Raw genomic sequence first — 26,706 nt, 5'->3', positions numbered from 1 at the left:
AGAAGCGACGCTGAAATATCTGCACAAAAACGGCGGTGGCGTGCGGCTTGATCCCGCCAACGCGGCCTATGAACCACAGATATATGGTCCGGGCGAAGTGCGCATTCAGGGCAAAATGGCCGGACTGCTGCGGCGCTACTGATTTTTGTTGCGGGGGACGCGTTCCCTCGCAACCGCCTCCCGAGGCCGATAGCGGGTCCAGTCATGCCGGCCTGTCCATGCAACCGCTGTAGCTACCCTCTGCCTTTCCAGATCGATGGTCATTCCGCCTACCTGCGATAACAAATCCCGATCCGCCTTGAGCCAGCGCGGCTGACAGCTGGTCGGCAGGCGCCGGTCACTGACGACAATATCCACACGGCGACATGCTGCTGATAGCGCCAATGCGGAAATATAGTGCGAGCTGCGGGTGGCCAGCACCTGCCATTGGCGGTCCTTTCCGGCCAAAGTTACAAGACAGGAATCGGGGTTGCAATCAGCATTGGGCCAATCCTCCAGCGCCAGCACCTCTCCTTCGACCCCGGCATTTTCCAATATCATGCTCCGAATGAAGTCACCGCTGCGGGTACGCAGCATAGCCAATTCTCCCCGATCGTTGCGGATGCCGACATGGCGACCATCGCCGGTGATATAGATATCGGGCGCGCGGGTGGTGAAGATCAGCAAGCCCCCGATGGCGGCGGGGATCAGGCCCCAATAGCGCCAACGCTCCCGCCACAGACAGAGCCAAAGCCCGCCCGCGATGACCAGAGCAAAGGCGGCAACCGGCATCGTCGGCAACATGGTTACCGCGCCCGGCTGGCCGGAGACGAAATGAGCCAGCGCGATCAGGCTGGTCAACGCCTTTTCGCACAGCCACCAAAAGGGCGCTCCCAGTCCGGCGCTATCGAATATGAGGGCCAATGCCTCCAGCGGCATGATCACGAATGTTGTCAGCGGGATAGCGATGATATTGGCGAGCGCCCCATAGATTCCGGCCTTGTGAAAATGGTAGAGGGCTATCGGCATCAGCGCGATTTCAACCACCAGACCGGTCAGAAACAGCGAAAATATGAAACGGCCGATACGGCGCAACAGGCTTTCGTCGCGCAACATCACCAGCGCCTTTATCCGCGGATGTTCGTGCAGCGCGATAATCGCGGTGACCGCCGCAAAACTGAGCTGGAAGCTCGGGCCGACCAGCGACTCCGGCCAGAAGACCAGCACAAACAGCGCCCCCGCCGCGACCATCCGCAGGGTGATCGCGCTGCGCCCCATCATCAGCGCCGCCAGCACCAGCAGGGCCGCGACGCAGGCCCGGATCGTTGGCACCTGCGCTCCCGTCATCAGCGTATAGGCGACCGCAGCCAGCGCCGCGCATCCCGCTGCCACGATCGGCAAACGAAAGCGCAGAGCGAGCGCGGGCGACAAGGCGAGCGACTTGAGCACCAGCAGATAGATTGCGCCGACCACCGCGGTGACGTGGAGGCCGCTGATCGACAGCAGATGCGCCAGCCCGCTGCGCCGCATTGCCTCGGCATCCGCCTCATCAATCGCGCCCCGGTCCCCGGTGGCCAGGGTTGCGCCAATCGCACCGGCAGCGCCGGACATTTGCGACTGGACATGGGCCGACAGCTGCTGGCGATAGCGCGACAGCGCGAAGAGCGGATCGGCGGGACGCAATATCCGGATATCCCCCAGCGCCTGCCCGGTCGCGCCGAGCCCCTGAAACCAGGCGCGCTCGGAAAAATCATAGGCACCGGGCAGTGCCGGCATCGCCGGCGGCATCAAGCGGGCCCGCAACTGGATCAGCGCGCCTTTTTGTAAAGCGGGACCAGCATGATCAAAGGGCACGTTTACCCTGACACGCGGCGGCAGGTGCTGATCTTGTCCGGTTATCAGCGTAAGCCGGACCATATCCCGGGCCAGAACCGGCTCGACCCGCTCGATTTCGGCGTTGAACAGGATGACCAAGGGCCGCTCGAGCACCGGCGCGGCGACTTGCCACGACCGAAACCAGATCAGGCCACAGCCGACAGCGGCGCACAGACAAAACCAGAAAAGCGCATTTTCTGTACGACGTGCGTTGCCGCGCATGACGGCGAGACACGCGAATGCGCCGCAAAGACAGATAAAGCCAAGCCACATGGCTGGAGACGCAAGATCGAACCAGACGGCGATCCCGAAGCCGAGCGCGACCGGCAACCACAGGGGCAATTGATCTCGCTCCCTTTCCAGCAGCGATTCAAGCTTTTCCACCAGCCTTTGCCAATGTATCAATTCAATGAATTGTCGCGGATGAAACAGCATGCTAAGGCCGAGCCTGATCGAACCGGAACCGGTGCCTCTGGTGCCATTCGGGCTCAATCCATCCCGCATTTCCCACGTCTATCACAGGGGCCAAGCAAGCGTGAATTCAAATGAGGCAAATCAGCCGAAACAGACAAATATGGTCGTAACCCGTTTTGCGCCCTCCCCGACCGGCTTTCTCCACATCGGTGGGGCTCGTACCGCAATGTTCAACTGGCTGTTTGCCCGTCATCACGGCGGCAAGGCGCTGCTCCGTATAGAAGATACCGACAAGGCCCGCTCAACCCAGGAGGCGATTGACGCAATTATCGAAGGTCTCGACTGGCTGGGCCTCGACTGGGACGATAAACCGGTTTTCCAGTCCGCGCGCGCTGCGCGCCATGCCGAAGTCGCCCATGAATTGCTGGCCTCGGGCAATGCCTATAAATGTTTCGCCACTCAGGAAGAACTGGCCGCCATGCGCGAGCAGCAACGCGCCGAGAAAAAGCCGATGCGCTACGATGGACGCTGGCGCGATCGCGATCCCTCTGAAGCACCGGAAGGCGCGCCTTATGCGATCCGGCTGAAAACCGAAATGGCCGGCAAGGTCACGATATCCGATATGGTGCAAGGCAATGTTTCGGTCCAGAATAGTGAGATTGATGACTTCATATTGCTGCGTTCGGACGGCACGCCGACCTATATGCTCGCGGTGGTGGTCGATGATCATGATATGGGGGTCACCCATCTGATTCGTGGTGACGATCATCTCAACAACGCCTTCCGGCAGCTTGCGCTGATCAGGGCGATGGGCTGGGCCGAACCGGAATATGCGCATATCCCGCTGATCCACGGAAACGACGGCGCAAAATTGTCGAAGCGCCACGGCGCGCTGGGCGTCGAGGCCTATCGCGACATGGGCATATTGTCCGACGCGATGTTCAACTATCTTCTGCGTTTGGGCTGGGGCCATGGCGATGACGAGATCATCTCCCGCGAACAGGCGATCGAATGGTTTGACCTGTCGGGCATTGGCAAATCCCCGTCGCGTTTTGATACCAAGAAGCTGCAAAATCTGAATGGCCTTTATATGCGCGCTGCCGCCGACGCGGATCTGGTTCGGCTCGCAGCCCCCTGGATCGAGCAGGAATTGGGCACAACAATTTCCGCTTCGGACCGGGATTTGCTGGCCCAGGCCATGCCCGTTTTGAAAAGTCGGGCGAAAAATCTGATTGAATTGGCCGGATCCAGTCTTTTTCTCTTTAAAAAACGTCCACTTGACCTCGACGAACGGGCAGAAAGCCTGCTAGACGCCGATGCACGGACACTGCTGAAATCGATTCACCTTGGCTTGGCTGATCTGGAAAACTGGACACTCGAGACAACGGAAGAAGTCATAAAAGCGATCGCAGAGTCTGCCGAATTGGGGCTGGGGAAGCTCGCACAACCTATGCGCGCCGCCTTAACAGGAAGCACCAGTTCACCCGGAATTTTTGACGTCCTGGTCCTTCTTGGCAAAGAAGAATCGCTGGGACGTCTTGCAGATCAAATAGAAAAAACCTGAGTTTTCAGGAGCAGAAAGGACAATATCGTGGGCGATAACGCAAAATTCAGCATCAACGGCGAAAATTACGAATATCCGGTTCTGAAGGGTACTGTCGGCCCGGATGTCGTCGATATCCGCAAATTATACGGCCAGACCGGTGCCTTCACCTATGACCCCGGTTTCACCTCGACCGCCAGTTGCGAATCAGAGCTGACGTTCATCGACGGCGGCGAAGGCGTCCTGCTGCACCGCGGCTATCCGATTGAACAGCTCGCCGAGAACAGCAGTTTCATGGAAGTGGCGCATCTGCTGCTTCGCGGCGAACTGCCGACGGCGGACGAATATTCGGACTTCACCAACACGATCACCCGCCACACCATGGTGCACGAGCAGCTGCGCGGTTTCTATCAGGGTTTTCGCCGCGACGCGCACCCGATGGCGATCATGTGCGGTGTTGTAGGAGCGCTGTCGGCTTTCTATCATGACAGCACCGACATCAACGATCCCGCCCAGCGAATGATCGCCAGCCACCGTCTGGTCGCCAAGATGCCCACCATTGCCGCCATGGCCTATAAATATTCGATCGGCCAGCCGTTCGTCTATCCCGACAATGAACTGTCCTACACCGGCAATTTCCTGCGCATGACCTTTGGTGTTCCTGCCGAGGAATATGAAGTGCACCCGGCGATTGAAAAGGCGATGGACCGGATTTTCATCCTCCACGCTGATCACGAACAAAATGCGTCGACCTCGACCGTCCGGCTCGCCGGTTCTTCGGGCGCCAACCCGTTTGCCTGCATCGCGGCCGGCATTGCCTGCCTCTGGGGTCCTGCCCATGGCGGCGCCAATGAAGCGGCGCTCAACATGCTCCACGAAATCGGTCATCCCGACCGTATTCCTGAATATATCAAGCGTGCGAAGGACAAGGACGACCCGTTCCGCCTGATGGGCTTTGGCCACCGCGTCTATAAAAACTACGATCCGCGAGCATCTGTGATGCAGGAAACAGTTCGGGAAGTGTTTGACACGCTGAAGGTCAAGGATCCGGTCTTTGACGTTGCATTGCAGCTCGAAGAAATGGCGCTCAACGATCCCTATTTCATCGACAAGAAGCTGTTCCCGAACGTCGATTTCTACTCGGGCATCATTCTGTCAGCGATTGGTTTCCCGACGTCGATGTTCACGGTGCTGTTCGCCCTCGCCCGTACCGTCGGCTGGGTTGCGCAGTGGAACGAGATGATTTCCGATCCCGGCCAGCGCATCGGTCGCCCGCGCCAGTTGTACACGGGTCCGGCCAAACGCGATTATGTGCCGATCGACAAACGCTAAAGGCTATAGACATTGATGAAAGAGGGGAGCTTTACGCTCCCCTTTTTTTGGCTATTCCCGGTATGGGAGTGACAGGATGAAGGTAGAACCTTTGCCGGCGGCACTCTCCACGATCAGACTGCCGCCCATTGCATGCGCCAGTCGGCGAGAGATAAACAGCCCCAAACCGCTGCCGCCGTCGCCCGACCGCCCCAGTCGCTCGAACTTCTCAAAAATCCTGGCCTGATCTTCCGCAGCGATACCATCACCTTGATCGGTCACCGAAATCCGGGCAAATTCCTCGTCGGCAGCAACACGCACCTTGATAACCGAGCCATCGGGTGAATAGCGAATTGCATTGCCAATCAGATTGACGAGAATCTGCAAAGACCTGCGAAATTCGCCGCGAGCTGGCAGTTTCCCGCCCTCGTCGGGAAGATCGATCCGTATCTGGTGATCGGAAGCCTTGACCGCCAGCAGGCCCGCCGCGCGGTGGGCCAGATCAACAAGATCAATATCGTCCGCCGCGACCGTAAATTCTGGACGCTCGATCGCCTCGAGATCGGAAAGATCATTGACCAGATCGAGCAAATGGCGACCCGCCGAGGCGATATCCTTGGCATAGCTGGCATAGTCTCCCCGCAGCGGCCCTTGCAATTTGCTGCTGATCGTTTCGGCATTGGCGATGATTTTGCCCAGTGGCTGGCGCAGGGCTGGACCGAGCTGGAAACCGAACAGATTGTCGCTAATCAGTTTCCCGGTCATAGGCTTCGCATCCTGGCCGCTTGCTTCCGGACCGTCAGGCACAGCCGTAAAACGGTAGCCGGCAAAAATGCCTACTTTGTCTATCAGCGGTTGCCCCTGAAACAGAAACAAACGCTGGCTTCCGCTTTTCTCCCGCATCCGCTGGTTCCGGATCGGTTGCCGTTCGGCCACCGCTTCGAGCAACCGTGAGTGAGCTGAGGGAGGGAAGACGTCATATATCTCAAGCAGAGACTGCCCGATGGCATCGGACAGATGTCCGGACTCGACAGGCATTTGCAGCGAAATGATCCGCAACGCCGCATCGGTCCTGATCGCACCGCGCCCTTCCAGACGGTCAAAATCCCGCTCGCGCGCCGGGTCTACTTTATCGGAGTCATCATACAGCCGTTCTTTCCAGTCGATAATCGCAAGACTGACCTGCGGTTCCTTGTCCGACGCGACAAAACGTGTTTCCACCCACATATCGATCCGGCAGTCATCGTCGGACGCCTGCACCGCTCGCGACAGATTCATCCTCAACCGCCTGCTTATCCGGCAAATTTCTGCCAATTCGGGAACGGCCAATGGCCCCCCTTCTGCACCACCGCTGCGCAAGTGAAGGCGCATCAGCAAAGGATCCGCCGACAAAAGCATACCGTCGGCGTCCACCTGTCCTCGGACCGGTTCGGCCAGTTTGCCCGATGCCGTCATTTTCCTCGATCATCCAGGCTGTCGTCGGCCAAAATCCGCTTGGCATTTTGATAGGTATCGGGGGCGGTCCAGCTTGACACCAACGCCAGCGCCCGGTCGCGATCAGTCTCCCGATAGGTTGCGGCGGTCAAAATATGGTCGCCGCCATCCAGCGCTGAAAAGACTGACAATGCCTCCTGGACGGGGAAATCTGCTGCGCGCATCGCGACAACGAAGCGTGCCATATTCGGCTCGGCCGTAAAGCTCACGATCTGATCACTGGTCAATCCGGTTTGTCGCGCCAGTCGCGCAATGAACAGCGACAGGCCATCTCTCATCGGATGCGGGATATTGTCTTCTGCTGTGCCTGACTGCTCGACCAGCTGGGCAAGACGGCTGGCCTTGCGCGCGACCCCGGCGCTCTCGTCATGCGAAGCAAGAAATCGTTCCGTTGCCTGTTGCAGTTGTGGACCGGACAAGCCGGAGAGCCTGACAAGCGAAGCCGTCACCGGCCAGGCGAAAGCATAGGCAATTTCAGCAGACAAATCTGCGAGGCTCGCAGAAATCTCTCCCGCGGCACCCGTCGTTTTGGATTGGGCGACCAGCAATCCCATGGCGGCTTCGGCAACAACGGGGTCTTGATGATCGAGATGACGCGTCAGAGTCGCTTCGAGATCCTGCTGCGAAATCTTTTGCAGCAATCGTGCCGCCAGTTCGCTTTGCTGTGCTTTGATAAACAGGTGCTGGACGATCTCCACCGTGTTGAGCAAACCGGAATCCGCCAGCAGTCGATAGCTCCGGCCTTCTCCGCCATTCGCTATCTTCTGGAGCACGTCCTGCGCGACGCCAAATTCACGGACTGCGATCACACATATCTGCTGTTCGAGCTGACCGACGACACTGCGCAGATATTGCAGCGCATTGGACCGCATACGATCGTTGAAAATGACGCTGGTTTTGGGAAACAGGACCTGAGCAAAATCCTCAGCAATGAACGAGGTTTTGTCTGCCATTGCCGATGCAAATCGGATGATATCCATATTCATCATTTCGTTCATCTGAATATCTTGCTGTGCCATAGATTGGCCGTACCCTAATGTGGTTAACAAGCCACTAAGCGAGATATCCGCTATTCATCCGACGTGGCCGGTTTTCCCGGCGAATCCTTCGCCAGATAGCGATCAAGAACGAGGAATAAGCCGGAGTAAAGCGCTGCGCCATAGAGGCCATACGCAAAATGTCCGAAAACAGTTCCCAGCAGCAAGCCAAGCACAACCAGTCGCAAGTCCGGTCGGGCCAGCGCCAGCGGTCTGTTGACCGGTTTCCTGCTCGACAGCAACAGATGGGCGAGCAACAACACTCCAATCACGATATTTGGCACCAGTGTCCCGGCGTCGGACGCATGGAAGAGCAATATCCCCACTCCGGTTGCGGCAAGCAAATCCAGCACCAATGCGGTCCAGTCCCGGATTGGCAGAATAGCGTCAAACTGTACCATCGCTATCCGGGCAAATTGCGCCGTGCTGCCGATGAAAAGCAGCGACAGCGATGCAACAGGATAGCCGAGTACCGCTGTCAGAATCGCCGCGATCCCAGCTGTCAGGGAAAAAATCCCCAGATATTGCGGCGCCGCCTTCTTTTTCCACAGCCGGGGCAGGCTGCGCTTGGTCAGGGGGTGCAGCATAAACCGGTTCAGGAAATTGTCCCGTTTTACAGGCATTTCTCTCAACTTGCGTCGGGTGAACTGCTCCGCGCTGATTTCGCTTTGCACATGGGCGATCGCGCCAGAACCCATTTTGCGATCAGATATTATCGCACGCGGACAATCGGCCTGAACGGCGGTTCTGAGCAAGGCCGAACCGACTTCCCAGTCATCTGGGATATCGATCATTGCGCTCAGACGGGATGTCTTCAGAGAGACGATCCCGAGCCAGCGCTGGTTGAGGTCGATACGCTCAAACTCCTGATATTCATCGGCATGGAGCACGGTGAAGAGCAATTCCTGTGGTGTTCCACTCAACTGCTCGACAACCTCGGCATTCGGCAATATGCCATCGGCTATATAGACCACGTGATCCTGGTCGCTTGCATATTGTACCAGATCACTGGGGCTGCGGACATATTCGGCATCCAGTCCCTGCTGCTTCATCGCATCGATCTTCTGCAGCAGCGCACCATGGGTTACCGGACAGAGGAATATATATTTTTCGCAGCCAAAGCGTTGCGCCGCGCTAATCTGCAAATCGAGCAGAGTTCCGCCGAACAATGGCAGCAACGCAATTGGTCCGTTTCCGTCGAGATCGTCTTTCGCCAGAGAAATCAGTGCCAGTTTCACGGATATTGGGGTCCCGATCAATGAATAGGAAGGTCATTTCCGTCCATAGATGGTGCCGCCCAGACATGCCAAGCGATAATCTGGAGAAGACGGCGCGTTCTGTGCACCGGAAAGGCAGAGTCAGTCCCGGTGGCGCTCGACCTCGGCAACAGCGCTCTGCAATTTACGCAATATTACCGGATCGCCCGGTGCCGAATGGGCTGCCTCGTCCGCGAGTTTCAGAATTTTGGTTGCTGAAAAACTGGCCGCCAGTCCTTTTAGACGCCATGCGGCATATTCCCAATTGGCATCGCAACGCGATCTGCCCAAAAGGTCGACCTGCCGTCTTGCACTTTCCAGGAATGCCTCTCGCAACTCGACGACAAGCGACTGGTCGTCCCCTACTGCAGCCGTCAAAGCGGCATCCAAAGCTCCGTAATCAAAAGACATTTGGCCGGTTTACATCCGACATGGTTAACTTATGGTTTATATGATTCCATTTTGTGTTAAATAGCCTCATGGCAGGTGAAAACAAGATTATCGGGATGTGGCGTGATCGGGACGAAACCCCCGATGACAACCATGCAGAATCAACCGCAGGTATCGAAAGCGAAGCGCTCGATCCGGAAATCGAGCGACAGGATTTTTCCGAAGAAACTCCGCAAAATAGCGGCGGTTCTTCAGATGACGGCTGGAGTCATTATGCCGCAGATGAACCGGCCTCGGCCGCGCGCTCCCTCTATATACCCCCGCTGTTGCTGGCCCTTTCCATAGCCAGCTGGACCGCATTTTACCTATGGGCAAACCGCGACATTTTTACGACAATGCCGACAGCGAAATATGGAATAGACCTGCTCACCCAATGGTGCCTGCCTGTCGTCACCCTAGGTATTTTCTATCTGCTCTATATGCGCAACAGCACCAAAGAGGCACATCGCTTTGCCGATGTATCATCATCACTGCGCACCGAGTCCGAACTATTGGAAACACGGCTGAAAACCATCAACAATGAGCTCAGCGTTGCGCGTGAATTTCTCGGTCAGGAAAGCCGGGAACTGGAATTTCTCGGGGATCAGTCTTCGGTCAAGCTGACCAATGCTGCCGAATTGATCAAGAGTTCGCTGGCAGATGGTCTCGGAAAAATGCAGAAGCTCGATAAGGTCGGTGACGCGGCCTACAAGAATCTTGAGCAGTTGCGCGAACATCTTCCGGTCATCATCAACACCGCCAAGGACGTCACCAATCAGATCGGCAATGCAGGACGCACCGCCCAGACCGAAATGGCAGCCATGGTCTCAACCCTCAGAAGAATCGCGGAAGTCGGCGCAGCAGCCAAAAAGAGTCTTGATGATCTGACCGACAAGTCAGCCCTGTCGGTAGAAAGTCTCGCGGGCGAAGCCGAAAGAATCAAATCCAGTCTGATGAAACAGCTTGACGATGCGGGCACCGGATCGAGCCAGCTGGCGGACTTGTTGAAAACGACGACTGCGGAAACGATCGAAGCCCTCCGCCAGACACGCACCGAGCTGGCGACGGAAACATCGGAATCGGCGCAGGCAATGCGCGCGGAGCTGGACGATCTGGAAGCCGCCTTGGCGTCAGCCGGACAGGTTGCTGACAACGAAGAAGCGCGCCTGAAAGTGCTGGCAGAAACGCTGAACCGGACGGTTTCGGACATCTCCGACCATATCAAACAGCTCGACAATCAGAGCGGTGACAAAACCGCGAAACTGGCCTTTGCGATGACCGCAATGGAACAGAATAGCGCCGCCCTCCAGCAGTCACTGGAAAACGGACATGGCCTCGCCGATGGCATGATCGAAAGGATGGAACGCCTGCTCGTTGCGCTTGACAGCAGCGCGCGGGAAATGGACGAGACCTTACCCAATGCTTTCGAACGGGTTTCCGAAAAGTCCAGGGAAAGCCTCTCCCTTTATAATCAGATCGCCAGCGAAGCGCACAAGGCGCAGGAAGATGCTGCCCAAATAGCGGCACAAATTGCCCAAACGGACCTGTCCATCAGCCAGCAACAGGAACAGATCAAAAAATTGCAGGAAGATGGAGGCGTGGCGAGCCAGTCCATTGTCGAACAGATATCCGATATTTCCCGAGCGATCGACGAAGTGCGGGAGCAGAATGAATCTCTTGCCGAAAGCGCCGGCGAGAAGCTGATCAGCGCGCTCCTCCGCGTGAAGGAAACAGCCAAACAGGCTTCCGAACATTCTCGGGAAGTTCTGGAAAATTCCATTACTGGTTCGACCCAAGCCTTTGAAAAGGTAAGCGAAGAAGCGCTGAATCGGATCATCGACGACAAGATCGCCTCGATAGCGCCGAAACTGGAGCAGGCCGTATCGGGTGCCGTCGCCACGACCCAGTCCACCGCCGCACATCTCACCGATCAACTGGCTGCTATCGAGGATATGACCACGAAACTCGAGCAACGCATCCTGTTTGCAAAAGAAAAAGCGGAACAAAGCAACGACGAGAATTTCACCCGACGAGTGGCGCAGTTGACCGAGTCTCTCAATTCCATCTCGATTGATGTCGGAAAAATCCTGTCAAACGATGTCACCGACACCGAATGGGCGGCCTATCTGAAGGGTGATCGCGGTATCTTCACGCGGCGTGCCGTTCGCTTGCTCGACAATCGTGAAGTGCGCGAAATCCTGGCCCAATATTCTGGCAATGACGAATTCCGCGAGCATGTTAACCGCTACATCCATGATTTCGAAGCGATGTTGCGCGGTGTGCTCGCCACCCGTGATGGCAGCGCTATCAGCGTGACCCTGCTGTCATCGGATGTCGGCAAGCTTTATGTCGCTCTGGCCCAGGCGATCGAACGCTTACGCAGCTAGGATCAGATGTCTTTCATCCGTTCCCGGCTATCGAAGAAATCAATCGTATCTATGCTGATCCAGCCATAGACATAGTTGAGATAGAATAGGCCAAACATCGCCGTCGCCAGCAGGGTGGTCAGCAACAATACCCGCCAGGGCCGAAAATTGGCCGGAGCACCGTCCGCCTGCCCTTTCACCATTTTTTCGCCGGTTTCATGATGGCTGCGGATGCCGATAGGCAGGATGATGAATGCGGCTGTCACCCAGAATAATATATAGATCGCGAAAACGGAGTAGAGTTCCATGGTCGGCTAAGCCTCCACAGTGAGCACCGAAACGACCGGTTTCTTGCCAGTCCACTCGGTCGCTGCCCGCCGGACAAGTAGGCGGATCGCTTCATTGAACTTGTCGATGTCGCCAACCGGCTTGGAATATTTGCCGACGATCTTGTCGACCACTTCATCAAGGAAATCTTCCTCGTCTTCTTCCAGCGGAACACCGTGCATTTTCAGCACCGGTTGTCCGAAGATCTTGCCTTTCTGGTCCAGACCGATAGCGACCGATATCATCCCGTTATGCGCCGTCTTACGCCTTTCGTTCAGCGTTTTTCCGTCCGCCGGGATGATCACGTCGCCATCAAGGACGAGCCGGCCGGTGCGTTCCTGTCCCACTATTTTTGGTCCGTCGGGAGCCAGTCGCACGACATCGCCATTCTGCTGGAATATCGCTTTCGGAATACCCTGTTCGAGGCCGAACCGAACCTGCGTTTTCATATGCCGGATTTCGCCATGGACCGGCACCAGAATTTCCGGCTTGATCCATTTGTACATCTGCGCCAGCTCCGGCTGTCCAGGATGACCCGAAACGTGGATATGTTCCTGACGCTCGGTGATCATCACGACTCCCTTGGCCGCAAGCTGGTTCTGGATCCGGCCAATCGCGATTTCGTTGCCCGGGATCTGTTTGGACGAAAAGAGCACATGATCGCCTTCGGAAAGTTTGATCTGGTGGCTATCACTGGCAATCCGGCCCAGCGCAGCTCTCGCCTCCCCCTGACCGCCGGTTGCAATGATCATGACCTTGTCGCGTGGCAGGCTCATCGCCTCCTGAAAGTCCACGGTCGGCGGAAAATCCTTGAGATAGCCGTTTTCGCGGCAATTATCGATAATCCGGTCGAGCGAGCGGCCAGCGACACAGAGCTTACGCCCGGCATGGATGGCGACTTCACCGAGCGTCTGGAGCCTCGCAGCGTTGGATGCAAAGGTCGTCACCACGATCCTTGTATCAATCTCTTCGACGACCCGCATAAGGTTGCGACGCACTTCGCCTTCCGAACCGGATGCGCTTTCATTGAATACATTGGTCGAATCGCACACCATCGCCAATATGCCCTCATCACCGATTTTGGTATAATCTTCGGGAGTTGATGGAACACCAAGCACTGGTTCGGCATCCAGCTTCCAGTCACCGGTATGAAAAATACGGCCATAAGGCGTGTCGATCAGCATCGCATTACCCTCGGCAATAGAGTGCGCGATCGGCAGATAGCGAAACCCGAATGGACCAAGATCAAAACTGCCCTCATTGGGGATGATGTTGAGCTTGACTTGTTTTTCCAGTCCGACCTCTTCTAGCTTGCGACGGATCAGGCCTGCCGTGAAAGGCGTGGCGAACAGCGGAACATCGAGGTCGGCGGCGAAATAGGGTACCGCGCCAATATGATCTTCATGGCCATGGGTCAGCACGATACCGAGCAGATCCTTGCGGTTCTTCTCGATAAATTCAAGATCGGGCAGAATCAGGTCGATCCCCGGATAGCTGGGGTCGGCAAAGGTCATGCCGAGATCGACCATCACCCATTTGCCGTCACAGCCGTACAGGTTGACATTCATGCCGATTTCACCCGAACCGCCAAGGGCCAGGAAGAGAAGTTCTTTTTTAGATTTTGTCATGAAGCGTTTGTTGCTCGCTGATAGAGGAAATGCAGGCCCTGAAGAGTCAGATCTGCTTCCAGATGATCGAAAATATCTGTGTGTTCGTCAAAAAGTACGGCTAATCCGCCGGTAGCAATGATCTTGGTCGGTCGGCCGATTTGCGCCTTGGTGCGAGCCACCAGCCCTTCGATCATCGCGACATAGCCCCAGAAAATGCCAATCAGCATCTGGCTTTCGGTCGTTGTTCCGATGACATTGTCGCTTTCGGGCGATTCCAGCGCGATACGCGGCAATTGCGCGGTTTTTCCGACCAGTGCATCAAGCGAAAGATTGATCCCGGGGGCAATGATGCCGCCCTTATAGGCGCCTTCATAATCAGCAACGTCGAAGGTCGTCGCCGTACCAAAATCGATGATGACAATATCCTGATTATATTTCTGATGCGCTGCGATCACATTGAGCACACGATCGGCACCGACGCTGTCGGGTTGTTCGACATCCAGCGCGACACCCCAGTCTGCCGCTCCCCGGCCCGCAACCAACGGGACCACGCCGAAATATTTCTCCGACAGGACCGTCAGATTATGCAGGGCACGCGGAACCACCGTACCGATGATCACAGCGTCAACGTCGCCAATCGCAAGGCCTTCCAGTTCCAGAAGCTGCCGCAGCCAGACGACATATTCATCCGCGGTGCGGCGAGCATCGGTGGCGATGCGCCAGCGCGCGCGAATGTCGTCGCCGTCGAACAGCGCGAACACAACATTGGTGTTACCAGCATCTATGGCCAATAGCATGAGCGACTCTTCTTTCTATCCGATGGAAATATCACCGGCGCGTATTTCGATAAGCGTTCCGTCGCCTTTTCTCAAGCAAAGTGCGCCATCAGCGGTAAGGCCGGCATATTCGCCGCTGGTTGTTTCACCCCGTTCATCGCTGGTCGTGATGATACTACCGACCGGATGGGCCAGTTTCTGCCATTCGGTCAATATATACGGAAATCCCTGATCACGCCATTCATTCATGACAACGGCAAAGGTCTCGGACAGGCGAGCGAGGAAACCGGGAGCGTCGATCGTCGCCCCTTCCGCCGCCAGACTGGTCACCGCCCTGCCCTCGATCTCCGGCTTGACCGCGATATTCACGCCAATGCCAACCACGACCTGATCCTTCATCCGTTCGAGCAGGATACCGCAGATTTTTGCTCCTGACACCAAGATATCATTCGGCCATTTCAGGATCATCTCGGCGCCTGGAAGAAAGGAACGGATGGCCTTGTAAACCGCCACCCCCGCGACAAAAGAAAGGCTTGATGGTAGCGGGTCACCAGAGCGTATGTCGACGACCGTGCTGCAATAGAGATTACCCGCCGGGCTCTCCCATTTGCGTCCCAGACGTCCGATCCCTCCCGATTGTGTCTTCGCCCGCAGCCAGAATCCTTCGGCGACGCTGCCCTGCATGGCAAGCGCCTTCACGTCCGCATTGGTGGACGCGGTCCTGCCGACAGTTTCTATCCTGATGGTCAGAAAAGCGACGCCGCAGCAGCAGCGGTGATCGGTGCAACAAACGGTATTGTCAGATAACCGAGCGGCGATACCAGCAGCGCCATAAGGGCAATCAAACCGTTTTCGGTCTTGTGTCCCGTAGCAACAATCTCACCGGCAGGATCATCAAAATAGATGATCTTGACGACCTTGATATAGTAGAAAGCCCCGATCACAGAAGCGGCAATACCGATGACCGCGAGAGGGAACATGCCCGCTGCGACGGCGGCGTCGAATACCAGGAACTTGCCCCAGAATCCGAACAGCGGCGGAACACCCGCGAGCGAGAACATGAAGATCGCAAAAGCGGCGGCAAGACCCGGACGCGATTGCGACAATCCGGCGAGGCTCGACAGACTTTCCAGAGGCTTGTCGTCCTTGTCGCGCATTTCCAGCACGCAGATAAAGCTGCCCAATGTCATCGCGACATAGATAGCGAGATAGAACATCATCGCGGAAATGCCCTGCGCGGTACCCGCGGCGAGCCCGATCAGCATGAAACCGACATTGTTGATCGAACTATAGGCAAGCAGCCGTTTGATATTCTTTTGGCCGATTGCTCCGACCGCGCCGAGGACAATTGATGCCAGCGCGACAAATATGATGATCTGCTGCCAGGCCGAAGTCTGGCCGCCGAAGGCTTCGATTATGACCCGTGCGGTCAGCGCCACAGCGGCCACTTTCGGCGCGCTGGCGAAGAATGTGCTGACCGGCGTCGGTGCGCCTTCATACACGTCGGGCGTCCACATATGGAACGGCACGGCGCTGATCTTGAACGCCAGACCGGACAGGACAAGCACCAGTCCGATCAGCGGCCCGGTGGAAATATTCCCGCTCAGGGTCTCACCAATGACCGCAAAACTCGTTGAGCCGGCAAAACCATAGACCAGAGATATGCCGAATAGCAGCATTCCGCTAGCCAGTGCGCCGAGAACGAAATATTTCAGCCCGGCTTCGGAAGACCGCACATCGGTACGAATGAAACTGGCCAGAACATATGAAGACAGACTGTTGAGTTCCAACCCGATGTAGAGCGTCATCATGTCCGTTGCCGACACCATCATCCCCATACCGACGCAGGCAAAGAGGATCAGAACCGGATATTCCGGCCGATATTTGCCCCCGCTCTGGAAAAAGCGCGGCGAAACCATCAGACATATGATCGCCGCAATATAGATCAGGAATTTCGCGGTGCTGCCAAAGGCATCCATGCGATATTGATCGCTAAATGCAGAAGCCCCGTCCTTGAATTCGGGCAGATGCGCGAGAGCCATAAGCAGGATCGACGCGCCAAACAGCGCGGCCGCCGCCAATATGGTCACCAAGCGCGCTGATTTTTCACCACCCCATGCGGAGATCATCAACAGAATCAGACTCGATATGGAGAGAAAGACTTCTGGTGAAACCAGCCAAAGGGAATTTCCGATACCCATCAGTGTGCCTCCCCTTCGGCATGATCTTTGGCGACGGCTTTTTTCGCCTCACCCATTTTGAGATGTGCGTCCCCCTCCGGCGCCGCACGGTCGATACGGGCAACCAGCGATCCGACGTCACCGCGAATCGGTGCCATGAAGCTTTCGGGATAGACGCCCATCCACATGACAGCGGCCGCAATCGGCGCAAGCAGCGCCAGTTCCCGTGCGGAAAGATCAGGCATGGCTTTGACATCCTCGTGAACAAGCTCGCCAAAAGCGACGCGGCGATAGAGATAGAGCATATAGCCAGCCCCCAATATGATCCCGGTCGTTGCAACCAGCGTGACCCAGCTATTGACCTTGTAGAGGCCCACCAGCGAGAGAAATTCGCCGACGAAGCCGCTGGTTCCCGGCAGGCCGATCGAGGCCATGGTGAACAGCATGAAGAGGATCGCATATTTCGGCATGTTGATCGCAAGTCCACCGTAGCGATCGATTTCCCGTGTGTGCAGACGGTCATAGATCACACCAACGCACAGGAACAGCGCGCCGGACACCAATCCATGGCTCAGCATCACGATGACAGCGCCCTCGATACCCTGACGGTTGAAGGCGAACAGGCCGAGCGTGACGATCGCCATATGGGCGACCGAACTATAAGCGATCAGCTTCTTCATGTCCTGCTGCACCAAAGCAACCAGTGACGTGTAGACCACGGCTACCATCGACAGCGCGAAGACCAGCCAGATGAACTGTTCGGATGCCTCCGGGAACATAGGCAGCGAGAAGCGCAGGAAGCCGTAGCCACCCATTTTCAGCAATACACCAGCCAGAATTACCGAACCGGCGGTTGGCGCCTGAACGTGCGCGTCGGGCAGCCAGGTATGAAACGGCCACATCGGCATCTTGACCGCAAAGCTGGCGAAGAAGGCCAACCACAGCCATGTCTGTGCCTCGGGCGCAAAATCATAGTTGAGCAGGGTCGGAATATCGCTGGTTCCGGCATCCTGTACCATCCACAGCATAGCAACCAGCATCACCACCGAACCGAGCAAGGTATAGAGAAAGAATTTATAGCTGGCGTAAATCCGGTTCGCCCCGCCCCAGATACCGATGATCAGATACATCGGGATCAGGCCCGCCTCGAACAGGATGTAGAAGAGGAAGATATCCTGCGCCGCGAACACGCCGATCATCAGCACTTCCATGAACAGGAAGGCCGCCATATATTCGCCGACGCGGGTCTGGACGGACTCCCAGCTGGCACCAATACAGATTGGCATCAGGAAAACAGTGAGCATGATCAGCAGCATCGAAATACCGTCGATACCCAGCGCCCAGGCAAAATTGCCGAACAGGTCGGCCCGTTCGACATATTGCCATTGCGGACCGCCTATGTCGTAATTGGCCCAGAGAACCACGCCGAGCACGAACAGCACCAGCGTCGTCACAAGCGCCAGCCAGCGTGCCGCCTGCGCATTGAGGAATAGACAGATAATCGCTGCCAGCATCGGCAGGCCCATCATCAGGGACAGGATTGGGAAATCAAGCTGGTTCATTAGCTGGCTCCCTGCACGATAATCCAGGTCGCGGCGGCGGCAAGACCGAGCAGCATGACCAGGGCATAGGTATAAAGATAACCGCTCTGGAAGCGTTTCATCGCGCCCGAGCCGCTGGCGATCACCGAAGCGATACCATTGGGGCCGAAGCGGTCGATCGTGCCTTCGTCACCAGTCTTCCAGAATTTCCGGCCCAGCCAGAAGGCGGGACGGATGAAGATCAGGTTGTAGAGCTCGTCGAAATACCATTTATTGAAGAAGAAATTGTACAGCGGGCTGAAGGTCGCGGCCAGTCTTGCCGGACGGTCGGTTCCGCGGAAATACATGAAATAGGCGGTTGCGAGACCGGTGAGCATGGCCACCGTAGCGGACAATTTCACCCACAGCGGCACTTCGTGCATCGCGTGCATCAGGCCGGCGTCATAAGCGATGGATCCGTTCCAGAACGCGCCATCATCGATGAAGGCATGGCTGAACACAAAGCCGGCAAAGACGGCGCCGACGGAGAGAACGCCGAGAGGAATCAGCATAGATAACGGACTTTCATGCGGGTGATAGCCACCGGTCTGGTCGGCGCCGGCTTCTTCGGGTGTCTTGTGAACGCTGTGCTGGATATGCTCGGACTGGATCCAGCGCGGCTTGCCCCAGAAGGTCAGGAACATCAGGCGCCAGCTGTAGAAGCTGGTCAGCAGAGCCGCAAGCACGCCGATGAAGAAGGCGAACTGGCCGGCTTCGCTACCCGAGGCAAAGGCCGCCTCGATGATCGCATCCTTGGAATGGAAGCCGGCAAAGCCCGCGTGCAGCCAGTAGATACCGACACCGGTGATCGCCAGCGTACCGGCCATCATCGCCCAGAAGGTCAGCGGGATTTCTTTCCGCAGTCCGCCATAATAGCGCATGTCCTGTTCGTGGTGCATCGCGTGGATCACCGAACCGGCGCCGAGGAACAGCAACGCCTTGAAAAAGGCGTGGGTGAACAGGTGGAACATCGCGACATTATAAGCGCCAACGCCAGCGGCGAAGAACATATAGCCGAGCTGCGAACAGGTCGAATAGGCGATCACGCGCTTGATATCATTCTGGACGAGGCCGACGGTCGCGGCGAATATCGCGGTGCAAGCGCCGACAATGGTGACAACGGTCAACGCGACATCGCTGGTTTCGAACATCGGCGACAGGCGGCAGACCATGAACACGCCTGCGGTCACCATCGTGGCCGCGTGGATCAGCGCCGACACGGGGGTCGGACCTTCCATCGCGTCCGGCAACCATGTGTGCAGACCGAGCTGCGCCGACTTGCCCATCGCGCCAACAAACAGCAGCAGGCAGATTATGGTCATCGTATCGAGACGCATGCCGGCGAATGTGATGGTCGAACCAGCCATCGCAGGAGCGGCTTCGAGAATTTCGGGGATCGACACCGTGCCGAACACCAGGAAGGTACCGAAAATACCGAGCATGAAGCCAAGGTCACCGACGCGGTTGACGACGAACGCCTTGATCGCGGCGGCGTTGGCGCTGGGTTTCTTGAACCAGAAACCGATCAGCAGATAGGATGCAAGCCCCACGCCTTCCCAGCCAAAGAACATCTGTACAAGATTGTCGGCGGTCACCAGCATCAGCATGGCAAAGGTGAAGAGCGACAGATAGGCGAAGAAACGTGGCTGGTCCGGATCTTCATCCATATAGCCCCAGCTGTAGAGATGCACGAGCGCAGAGACCGTGGTCACCACGACCAGCATCACGGCGGTCAGCGTGTCGACCCGCAAAGCCCAGTCAAAAGTCAGGTCACCGGACACAATCCAGGTCAGGACCGGCACGACCTCGGCGGTGCTGGTTCCGCTCAGGAAACCGATGAATATCGGCCAGCTCAGTCCACAGGCAGTGAATAGCGCGCCCGTAGTGATGACTTTCGCCGGCACATTGCCGATGATACGGTTGCCGAAACCGGCGACGATCGCTGCCAGCAGCGGCAGGAATACTATGAGGGTGATACTGTTCACGAACTAACCTCGTCGCCCCAGCGAAGGCTGGGGGCTAACCCGCCTGCAGTGGGAGCACATGATTTGGGTTGGATCCCAGCCTTCGCTGGGATGACAGAAATAAAACTCACCGGCGCTACCCCTTCATCCGGTTGACATCATCGACGGCAATCGTGCCGCGCTGACGGAAATAGATCACGAGAATGGCCAGTCCGATAGCAGCTTCGCCTGCGGCCACGGTCAGAACAAACATGGCGAATATCTGCCCGGTCATATCGCCAAGAAAGGCGCTGAACGCGACGAAGTTGAGGTTCACCGCGAGCAGTATCAGTTCGATCGCCATCAGGATGATGATGACATTTTTCCGATTGAGAAAAATGCCGAGCATGCCGATCACGAACAGGATCGAGCTGACAACGAGATAATGTTCAATGCCGATCACAATTCCACTCCCTTGCCGATTTCGGGTTGTGTGTTGCGCGTTGCATCTTCAGGACGGCGCGCGATCTGGTCGGCGATATTCTGTTTACGCACACCACCGCGCGTCCGCAGGGTCAGCACGATCGCGCCGACCATCGCGACCAGCAGGATCATCCCCGCCGCTTCAAACAGGAACACATATCGGGTGTAGAGCAAAGCACCCAGCTGTTCGATATTGGAAGGCGCTCCGGCAGGCGGCCCGACCGCCGCTGTCGCCTCTCCCATACCAGACGACTGCCAGGCACCGACGCCAAAGATAATTTCCACGACGAGCACCAGAGCCAGCAGCAATCCCAGCGGCAAATTCTTCATAAACCCGGCCCGCAATTCAGCAAAATCGATGTCGAGCATCATCACGACAAACAGGAACAGGACCGCAACCGCGCCGACATAGACGATCACCAGCAAGGCGGCGATAAATTCGGCTCCGACCAACAACATCAGCCCCGCTGCGTTGAAAAACGCCAGGATCAGCCACAAGACACTATGCACCGGATTGCGCGCAAAGATGCAGAAAGCACCACTGGCAAGCACGATGGATGCGAATAGATAGAAAGCAAATATTTGCATTATATTCCCACTCCGTCACCCCAGCGAAGGCTGGGGCCTAACCCGCCTGTGGTGGAAGAGCATATATTGGTTTGGATCCCAGCCTTCGCTGGGATGACGAGTATGTCAGAATCGTGTGAAATTATCATAATCCCCGTGTTCCCCCGCCCATTACCGATAAGGCGCATCGGCGGCAAGGTTTGCCGCGATTGCCCGCTCCCATTTGTCGCCGTTTTCCAGCAGTTTCGACTTGTCGTAAATCAGCTCTTCGCGCGTTTCCGTCGCATATTCGAAATTCGGTCCCTCGACGATCGCATCGACCGGACAGGCTTCCTGACAGAAACCGCAATAGATGCACTTGGTCATGTCGATGTCATAGCGCGTGGTGCGGCGCGAACCGTCTTCGCGCGGCTCAGCCTCGATCGTGATCGCCTGCGCCGGACAGACCGCTTCGCACAGCTTGCAGGCAATACAGCGTTCCTCGCCATTGGGATAGCGCCGCAGCGCATGTTCCCCCCGGAACCGCGGCGAAATCGGGTTCTTCTCATAGGGATAGTTGATCGTCTTCTTCGCCTTGAAGAAATATTTCAGCGTCAACAAATGCGCGCCGAGAAATTCCCAAAGCGTGAAGGCCTTGATGGTTTGTGCAATATTCATAGCGGCAATCCAAACTTGTCAATCATCACATAGCCGCTGACCAGGAACACCCAGAGCAGGCTGAGCGGCAGGAATATCTTCCAGCCCAGACGCATCAGCTGGTCATAGCGGTAGCGCGGTACCGTCGCCATCACCCAGCTGAAGATGAAGAAGAAAAAGAACATCTTGCCAAACAGCCAGAAGATGCCCGGTACCGCGTAAAGCGGTTCCCAGTCGATCGGCGGCAGCCAGCCACCCCAGAACAGGATCGCGTTGAGCGCGCACATCAGCAGGATATTGGCATATTCACCGAGCCAGAACAAAGCGAAGGACATCGAGCTATATTCGGTCTGATAACCGGCGACCAATTCGCTTTCCGCTTCGGTCAGATCAAAAGGATGACGCGCCGTTTCCGCCATCGAGGCAATCAGGAACACCACCGCCATCGGGAACAACAGCGGGTTCAGACCATAGGCATTGACCATCCCGAAAATATGGCCTTCCTGCGCCATGACGATGTCGGACAGATTGAAGGTTCCGGCAAACAACACCACCGAAATCAGGATGAAGCCGATCGAGACTTCGTAGCTGATCATCTGCGCGGCGGCGCGCATCGCGGAGAAGAACGGATATTTCGAGTTACTCGCCCAGCCGGCGATAACCACACCGTAGACGCCGAGCGAACTGATCGCGAGAATATAGAGCAAGCCGATATTGATATTCGCGAGCACCATATCCTCGCCGAACGGGATAACCGCCCAGGCCAGCAGGGCTACGGTGAAGGTGATAATCGGTGCCAGCAGGAACAGGCCCTTATTGGCGCTCGACGGAATGATCGTTTCCTGCAGGAAAACTTTCAGGCCGTCGGCAAAGGACTGGAGCAGGCCGAAAGGCCCTACGACATTGGGTCCGCGCCGCAACGCCATTGCTGCCCAGACCTTGCGGTCGACATAGATGATCATAGCCACAGCCAACATCAGCGGCAGCGCGATCAGCAGGATCAGCGCGAGCGTGGCGACAAACCAGCCGAGTTCAAAACCGATAAGGGACTGGAGATATTCGGTCATTATATCCTCCCTGCTTGCGGGGAGGTGGCGCGCGCGTAGCGTGTGACGGAGGGGGCGCTAGGCCAGACGCAAAGTTGGCGTGTGAGGCGAGCCCCCTCCACCACTTCGTGGTCCCCCTCCCCGTTCCGGGGAGGATTTGAAAACAGCATCGTCATCATTCCGCCGCCTCCATCAATTCATCATCGGCGTGCAGCAGTTCCGCCGAACAGCGCTGCATCGTCGCGCTGGCGCGGGCGATGCTGTTGGTCAGGTAGAAATCCTTGATCGGATGGACACCCTGCCCCTTTGGCTTGTCAGGCAATCCGGTTGGCGGCGACCATTCGAACGTCAGCAGGCCTTCTGCAGCCAGTTCGGGATGATCCTTCGCCATTTTAGCGCGCAGTTCCTCAAAACTGTCAAACGGCAAGGTCTTGCCGATCACATCGGACAGGGCCCGCAATATGCTCCAGTCCTCGCGCGCATCGCCCGGCGCAAAAATCGCCTTGGTGGAAAGTTGGACACGGCCTTCGAGATTGACATAAGTGCCATTTTTCTCGGTATAAGCAGCACCCGGCAGGATCACGTCCGCAGCATGGGCACCGGCATCGCCGTGATGGCCGATAAACACTTTGAAGCTGTCCGCGAACAATCCATAATCCATTTCATCGGCACCAAGCGCAAAAAGCAATTTCGGCTTTTTCGCCGCAATCGCCTTGATCCCGCCGTCGGTGGCGTAGCCGAGCATAAGCCCGCCGGTGCGCGAGGCACCGATATGCAGGACGTTGAAGCCGTTCCAGTCATCACGAATCAATTTATATTTGCTTGCGAGCTTGAGAGCCGCGCCATGCGCGCCTTCGACACTAAGCGCGCCACCGCCGAGAATGATCGCTGGTCGTTCTGCGCCTTTCAGCGCGTCGGCAAGAGCCTTGGGCAGTTTAGCCAGCAGCCCCATATCATCCCCCAGCCATTCGACCGGATAAGTCTGATCCGCTTCCGGACCGATACCAAAGACTTTCGTGTCGCCCTTGCGAACAGCCTTGCGGATACGGGTGTTGACCAGAGACGCTTCCCAGCGCGGGTTGGTCGAGACCAGCAGGATCACGTCCGCTTCCTCGATACCCGCGATGGTGCTGTTGAAATTTACCGCAGCCAGATTGGACACATCGTAGGAAAGCCCGGTCTGGCGCCCTTCCAGCATCTCCGATTTCATCGATTTCAGCAGCTTTTTCGCGGCATACATAGTTTCGCAGTCAACCAGATCACCGGCGATCGCAGCAACAGAGCTGCCAGCCTTCACATCGGCAATCGCCTGAAACGCTTCGTTCCAGCTCGCTTCTTCCAGCTTGCCGTTCTTGCGCACATAAGGCTTGTCGAGGCGGCGCTTCATCAGGCCGTCGATCGCATGGCGGGTCTTGTCGGTCGCCCACTCCTCGTTCACGTCATCGTTGACGCGCGGCAATGCGCGCAACACTTCGCGGCCACGGCTATCGATCCGGATATTGGTGCCGACACCGTCCATCACGTCGATACCCAGCGTCTTGGTCAGCTCCCAAGGACGCGCTTCAAACGCATAAGGCTTGCTGGTCAGCGCGCCGACCGGGCAGAGATCGACAACATTGCCGGACAATTCACTGTGCACGGCATGTTCGAGATAGGAGGTAATCTGCATATCCTCGCCACGACCGATTGCGCCAATTTCCTCGACGCCGGCGATTTCCTCGGCAAAGCGCACGCAACGGGTACAGTGGATACAGCGGGTCATCACCGTCTTGACGATCGGACCCATATATTTTTCGGTGACCGCGCGCTTGTTCTCTTCGTAGCGCGATCCGCCTTTACCATATGCAATGCTTTGATCCTGAAGATCGCATTCGCCGCCCTGATCGCAAATCGGGCAATCAAGCGGATGGTTGATCAGGAGAAATTCCATCACCCCTTCGCGGGCCTTCTTGACCATCTCGCTGTCGGTGCGGATTTCCTGCCCTTCGGTAGCGGGCAAGGCACAGCTCGCCTGCGGCTTCGGCGGTCCCGGCTTTACCTCGACCAGACACATGCGACAATTGCCGGCGATGGACAGCCGCTCATGATAGCAGAAACGCGGGATTTCCTTGCCAGCAAGCTCGGCGGCCTGCAACACGGTAGCGCCCTGCGGCACTTCGATTTCGATGCCATCTACGGTAACTTTAGGCATGAATAGACTCCGAAAAACAATCGTCATGCTGAACTTGATTCAGCATCCAGGGTGAGCTGCCCCGTATTTCAGCGCTTGCCGCTCTGGGCCCTGAATCAAGTTCAGGGTGACGGGATAAAGAAGTGTCGAGCCTAAGCCGTTCGTGCTGAGCTTGTCGAAGTATGAATGGCGTGCGCGCGAGCTGTCCTTCGACAGGCTCAGGACGAACGGTGCTGCAAGACGTTAGTATCACTCTGCCGCCTCCATCAACTCTTCACCCTTATGCTCGCGAATGCGGCGCTCCATTTCGGGCCGGAAATGGCGGATCAACCCCTGGATCGGCCAGGCCGCAGCGTCGCCGAGCGCGCAGATGGTATGGCCTTCGACCTGTTTGGTGACCTCATACAGCGTATCAATATCCTCGATATCCGCATCACCATCGCGCATTTTTTCCATCACGCGCCACATCCAGCCGGTGCCTTCGCGGCACGGCGTGCACTGGCCGCAGCTTTCGTGCTTGTAGAAATAGCTGAGCCGCGAAATCGCGCGAACGATATCGGTCGACTTGTCCATCACGATGACCGCCGCGGTGCCGAGACCAGAGCCCAGATCCTTCAGGCCATCAAAGTCCATCGGCGCGTCCATGATCTGTTCGGCCGGCACCAAAGGCACCGACGAACCGCCGGGAATCACTGCGAGCAGATTGTCCCAGCCACCGGTGATACCGCCGCAATGTTTCTCGATCATATCCTTGAACGGGATCGACATCGCTTCCTCGAACACCGCCGGCTTGTCGACATGGCCGGACACCTGGAACAGTTTCGTACCGTGATTGCCCTCGCGGCCGAAGCTGGCGAACCAGCTGGCGCCGCGCCGCAGGATCGTCGGAACGACCGCAATAGACTCGACATTGTTCACCGTCGTCGGGCAACCGTAGAGACCTGCACCGGCAGGGAAAGGCGGCTTCAGGCGTGGCTGGCCCTTCTTGCCTTCCAGGCTTTCGATCATCGCAGTTTCTTCGCCGCAGATATATGCGCCGGCGCCGCGGTGGACGAAGACGTCGAAATCATAGCCGGATTTGGCGGCATTTTTGCCGATCAGTCCAGCATCATAGGCTTCCTTGACGGCCGCCTCCATGACCTTGGCTTCGAAAATATATTCGCCGCGAATATAGATATAGGCGGCGCGCGCGCGCATCGCGAAACCGGCGATCAAGGCGCCTTCGATCAGCTTGTGCGGATCATTGCGCAGGATTTCGCGGTCCTTGCAGCTGCCCGGCTCGGATTCATCGGCGTTGATGACGAGAAAGCTCGGCCGCGGATTGCCCTGGCTATCCTTCGGCGCTTCTTTCGGCATGAACGACCATTTCAGACCGGTCGGAAAACCCGCCCCGCCGCGACCGCGCAGGCCGCTGGCCTTCATTTCCTCGATGATCTTGTCATTGCCGCGCTTGATGATGTCGGCAGTATTGTCCCAGTCACCGCGATGCTGCGCCTCTTTCAGCCCCCAGTGCTGAAAGCCGTAGACATTGGTAAAAATGCGATCCTTGTCCTGAAGGAAATCAAACGCCATTATTTTTTCCTCCAACGGCCCCAGAGGCCGCCAATAATGCCAAGGATGACCACGGCGAGCCCGATCCAGCCTGCATATCCGTCGACTTGCATGGCATTAGAGCTCCCTTCCG

General features: G+C 57.0%; 22 protein-coding genes. 4 read left to right on the top strand and 18 right to left on the bottom strand.

Features of this window, described 5'->3' with window-relative positions; genetic code table 11:
* Window positions 1-142 (top strand): LexA family protein (locus ACN0VD_RS11880; protein ID WP_417594495.1); only part of this gene is annotated, 142 nt, incomplete at its 5' end.
* On the opposite strand, the gene ACN0VD_RS11875 is transcribed toward ACN0VD_RS11880, so the two are convergent.
* The gene (locus ACN0VD_RS11875; RefSeq protein WP_417594482.1) at window positions 136-2,358 is read right to left on the bottom strand and encodes a ComEC/Rec2 family competence protein; all 2,223 of its coding nucleotides are present in this window, start codon (window positions 2,356-2,358) and stop codon (window positions 136-138) included. The genes ACN0VD_RS11880 and ACN0VD_RS11875 overlap by 7 nt on opposite strands.
* 70 nt (window positions 2,359-2,428) lie before the next feature.
* Here ACN0VD_RS11875 and gltX point away from each other — a divergent pair, with 70 nt between their 5' ends.
* Window positions 2,429-3,832, top strand: a complete 1,404-nt coding sequence (gltX, locus tag ACN0VD_RS11870; RefSeq protein WP_417594480.1) for a glutamate--tRNA ligase — start codon at window positions 2,429-2,431, stop codon at window positions 3,830-3,832.
* Window positions 3,833-3,859: 27 nt separating this feature from the next.
* The gene (locus tag ACN0VD_RS11865) at window positions 3,860-5,143 is read left to right on the top strand and encodes a citrate synthase (RefSeq protein WP_417594478.1); all 1,284 of its coding nucleotides are present in this window, start codon (window positions 3,860-3,862) and stop codon (window positions 5,141-5,143) included.
* Window positions 5,144-5,194: 51 nt separating this feature from the next.
* On the opposite strand, the gene ACN0VD_RS11860 is transcribed toward ACN0VD_RS11865, so the two are convergent.
* The 4 genes from ACN0VD_RS11860 to ACN0VD_RS11845 form a co-directional block, all read right to left on the bottom strand.
* Window positions 5,195-6,577 carry a sensor histidine kinase gene (locus ACN0VD_RS11860; protein ID WP_417594476.1) on the bottom strand — a complete coding sequence of 461 codons (1,383 nt, stop codon included), beginning with the start codon at window positions 6,575-6,577 and terminating at the stop codon, window positions 5,195-5,197.
* The gene (locus tag ACN0VD_RS11855) at window positions 6,574-7,614 is read right to left on the bottom strand and encodes a hypothetical protein (RefSeq protein WP_417594474.1); all 1,041 of its coding nucleotides are present in this window, start codon (window positions 7,612-7,614) and stop codon (window positions 6,574-6,576) included. Before ACN0VD_RS11855 ends, ACN0VD_RS11860 begins: the two co-directional genes overlap by 4 nt.
* 71 nt (window positions 7,615-7,685) lie before the next feature.
* Window positions 7,686-8,891: a hypothetical protein gene (locus ACN0VD_RS11850; protein WP_417594472.1), complete on the bottom strand. Its 1,206-nt coding sequence runs from the start codon at window positions 8,889-8,891 to the stop codon at window positions 7,686-7,688.
* 120 nt (window positions 8,892-9,011) lie between these two features.
* Complete coding sequence (locus tag ACN0VD_RS11845) at window positions 9,012-9,320, bottom strand: Hpt domain-containing protein (protein ID WP_417594470.1); 309 nt, start codon at window positions 9,318-9,320, stop codon at window positions 9,012-9,014.
* Window positions 9,321-9,388: 68 nt separating this feature from the next.
* Here ACN0VD_RS11845 and ACN0VD_RS11840 point away from each other — a divergent pair, with 68 nt between their 5' ends.
* Window positions 9,389-11,725 (top strand): hypothetical protein, encoded by a 2,337-nt coding sequence (locus tag ACN0VD_RS11840; protein WP_417594468.1) that lies wholly within the window; start codon window positions 9,389-9,391, stop codon window positions 11,723-11,725.
* Between the two features lie 2 nt (window positions 11,726-11,727).
* On the opposite strand, the gene ACN0VD_RS11835 is transcribed toward ACN0VD_RS11840, so the two are convergent.
* The 13 genes from ACN0VD_RS11835 to nuoF all read right to left on the bottom strand — a co-directional run bounded on the left by ACN0VD_RS11835 (window position 11,728) and on the right by nuoF (window position 26,594).
* Window positions 11,728-12,012, bottom strand: a complete 285-nt coding sequence (locus ACN0VD_RS11835; RefSeq protein ID WP_417594466.1) for a DUF1467 family protein — start codon at window positions 12,010-12,012, stop codon at window positions 11,728-11,730.
* 6 nt (window positions 12,013-12,018) lie between these two features.
* Complete coding sequence (locus ACN0VD_RS11830; protein WP_417594464.1) at window positions 12,019-13,659, bottom strand: ribonuclease J; 1,641 nt, start codon at window positions 13,657-13,659, stop codon at window positions 12,019-12,021.
* On the bottom strand, window positions 13,656-14,438 hold the full coding sequence (locus ACN0VD_RS11825; RefSeq protein WP_417594462.1) for a type III pantothenate kinase: 783 nt from the start codon (window positions 14,436-14,438) through the stop codon (window positions 13,656-13,658). The genes ACN0VD_RS11830 and ACN0VD_RS11825 overlap by 4 nt, the downstream gene beginning before the upstream one ends.
* A gap of 15 nt (window positions 14,439-14,453) precedes the next feature.
* Window positions 14,454-15,155: a biotin--[acetyl-CoA-carboxylase] ligase gene (locus ACN0VD_RS11820; protein WP_417594493.1), complete on the bottom strand. Its 702-nt coding sequence runs from the start codon at window positions 15,153-15,155 to the stop codon at window positions 14,454-14,456.
* A gap of 8 nt (window positions 15,156-15,163) precedes the next feature.
* Window positions 15,164-16,618, bottom strand: a complete 1,455-nt coding sequence (gene nuoN / locus ACN0VD_RS11815) for an NADH-quinone oxidoreductase subunit NuoN (RefSeq protein ID WP_417594460.1) — start codon at window positions 16,616-16,618, stop codon at window positions 15,164-15,166.
* Window positions 16,618-18,159, bottom strand: a complete 1,542-nt coding sequence (locus tag ACN0VD_RS11810; protein WP_417594458.1) for an NADH-quinone oxidoreductase subunit M — start codon at window positions 18,157-18,159, stop codon at window positions 16,618-16,620. Before ACN0VD_RS11810 ends, nuoN begins: the two co-directional genes overlap by 1 nt.
* Window positions 18,159-20,162 carry an NADH-quinone oxidoreductase subunit L gene (gene nuoL / locus ACN0VD_RS11805; RefSeq protein ID WP_417594456.1) on the bottom strand — a complete coding sequence of 668 codons (2,004 nt, stop codon included), beginning with the start codon at window positions 20,160-20,162 and terminating at the stop codon, window positions 18,159-18,161. The genes ACN0VD_RS11810 and nuoL overlap by 1 nt, the downstream gene beginning before the upstream one ends.
* 115 nt (window positions 20,163-20,277) lie before the next feature.
* Window positions 20,278-20,583, bottom strand: a complete 306-nt coding sequence (nuoK, locus tag ACN0VD_RS11800; RefSeq protein WP_417594454.1) for an NADH-quinone oxidoreductase subunit NuoK — start codon at window positions 20,581-20,583, stop codon at window positions 20,278-20,280.
* On the bottom strand, window positions 20,580-21,194 hold the full coding sequence (locus tag ACN0VD_RS11795) for an NADH-quinone oxidoreductase subunit J (RefSeq protein WP_417594491.1): 615 nt from the start codon (window positions 21,192-21,194) through the stop codon (window positions 20,580-20,582). Before ACN0VD_RS11795 ends, nuoK begins: the two co-directional genes overlap by 4 nt.
* Before the next feature lie 147 nt (window positions 21,195-21,341).
* On the bottom strand, window positions 21,342-21,827 hold the full coding sequence (nuoI, locus tag ACN0VD_RS11790; protein WP_417594452.1) for an NADH-quinone oxidoreductase subunit NuoI: 486 nt from the start codon (window positions 21,825-21,827) through the stop codon (window positions 21,342-21,344).
* Window positions 21,824-22,873, bottom strand: a complete 1,050-nt coding sequence (gene nuoH, locus ACN0VD_RS11785; RefSeq protein ID WP_417594450.1) for an NADH-quinone oxidoreductase subunit NuoH — start codon at window positions 22,871-22,873, stop codon at window positions 21,824-21,826. Before nuoH ends, nuoI begins: the two co-directional genes overlap by 4 nt.
* Before the next feature lie 154 nt (window positions 22,874-23,027).
* On the bottom strand, window positions 23,028-25,043 hold the full coding sequence (gene nuoG / locus ACN0VD_RS11780; protein ID WP_417594448.1) for an NADH-quinone oxidoreductase subunit NuoG: 2,016 nt from the start codon (window positions 25,041-25,043) through the stop codon (window positions 23,028-23,030).
* Between the two features lie 228 nt (window positions 25,044-25,271).
* Window positions 25,272-26,594 carry an NADH-quinone oxidoreductase subunit NuoF gene (nuoF, locus tag ACN0VD_RS11775; RefSeq protein WP_417594446.1) on the bottom strand — a complete coding sequence of 441 codons (1,323 nt, stop codon included), beginning with the start codon at window positions 26,592-26,594 and terminating at the stop codon, window positions 25,272-25,274.
* Between the last annotated feature and the right edge of the window lie 112 nt (window positions 26,595-26,706).

Source organism: Parasphingorhabdus sp. (assembly GCF_048267785.1).
In the GTDB taxonomy this organism is placed as follows: domain Bacteria; phylum Pseudomonadota; class Alphaproteobacteria; order Sphingomonadales; family Sphingomonadaceae; genus Parasphingorhabdus.
Note: the sequence above shows the minus strand (reverse complement) of the source record. Positions and strands in the feature narration are given on the sequence as shown.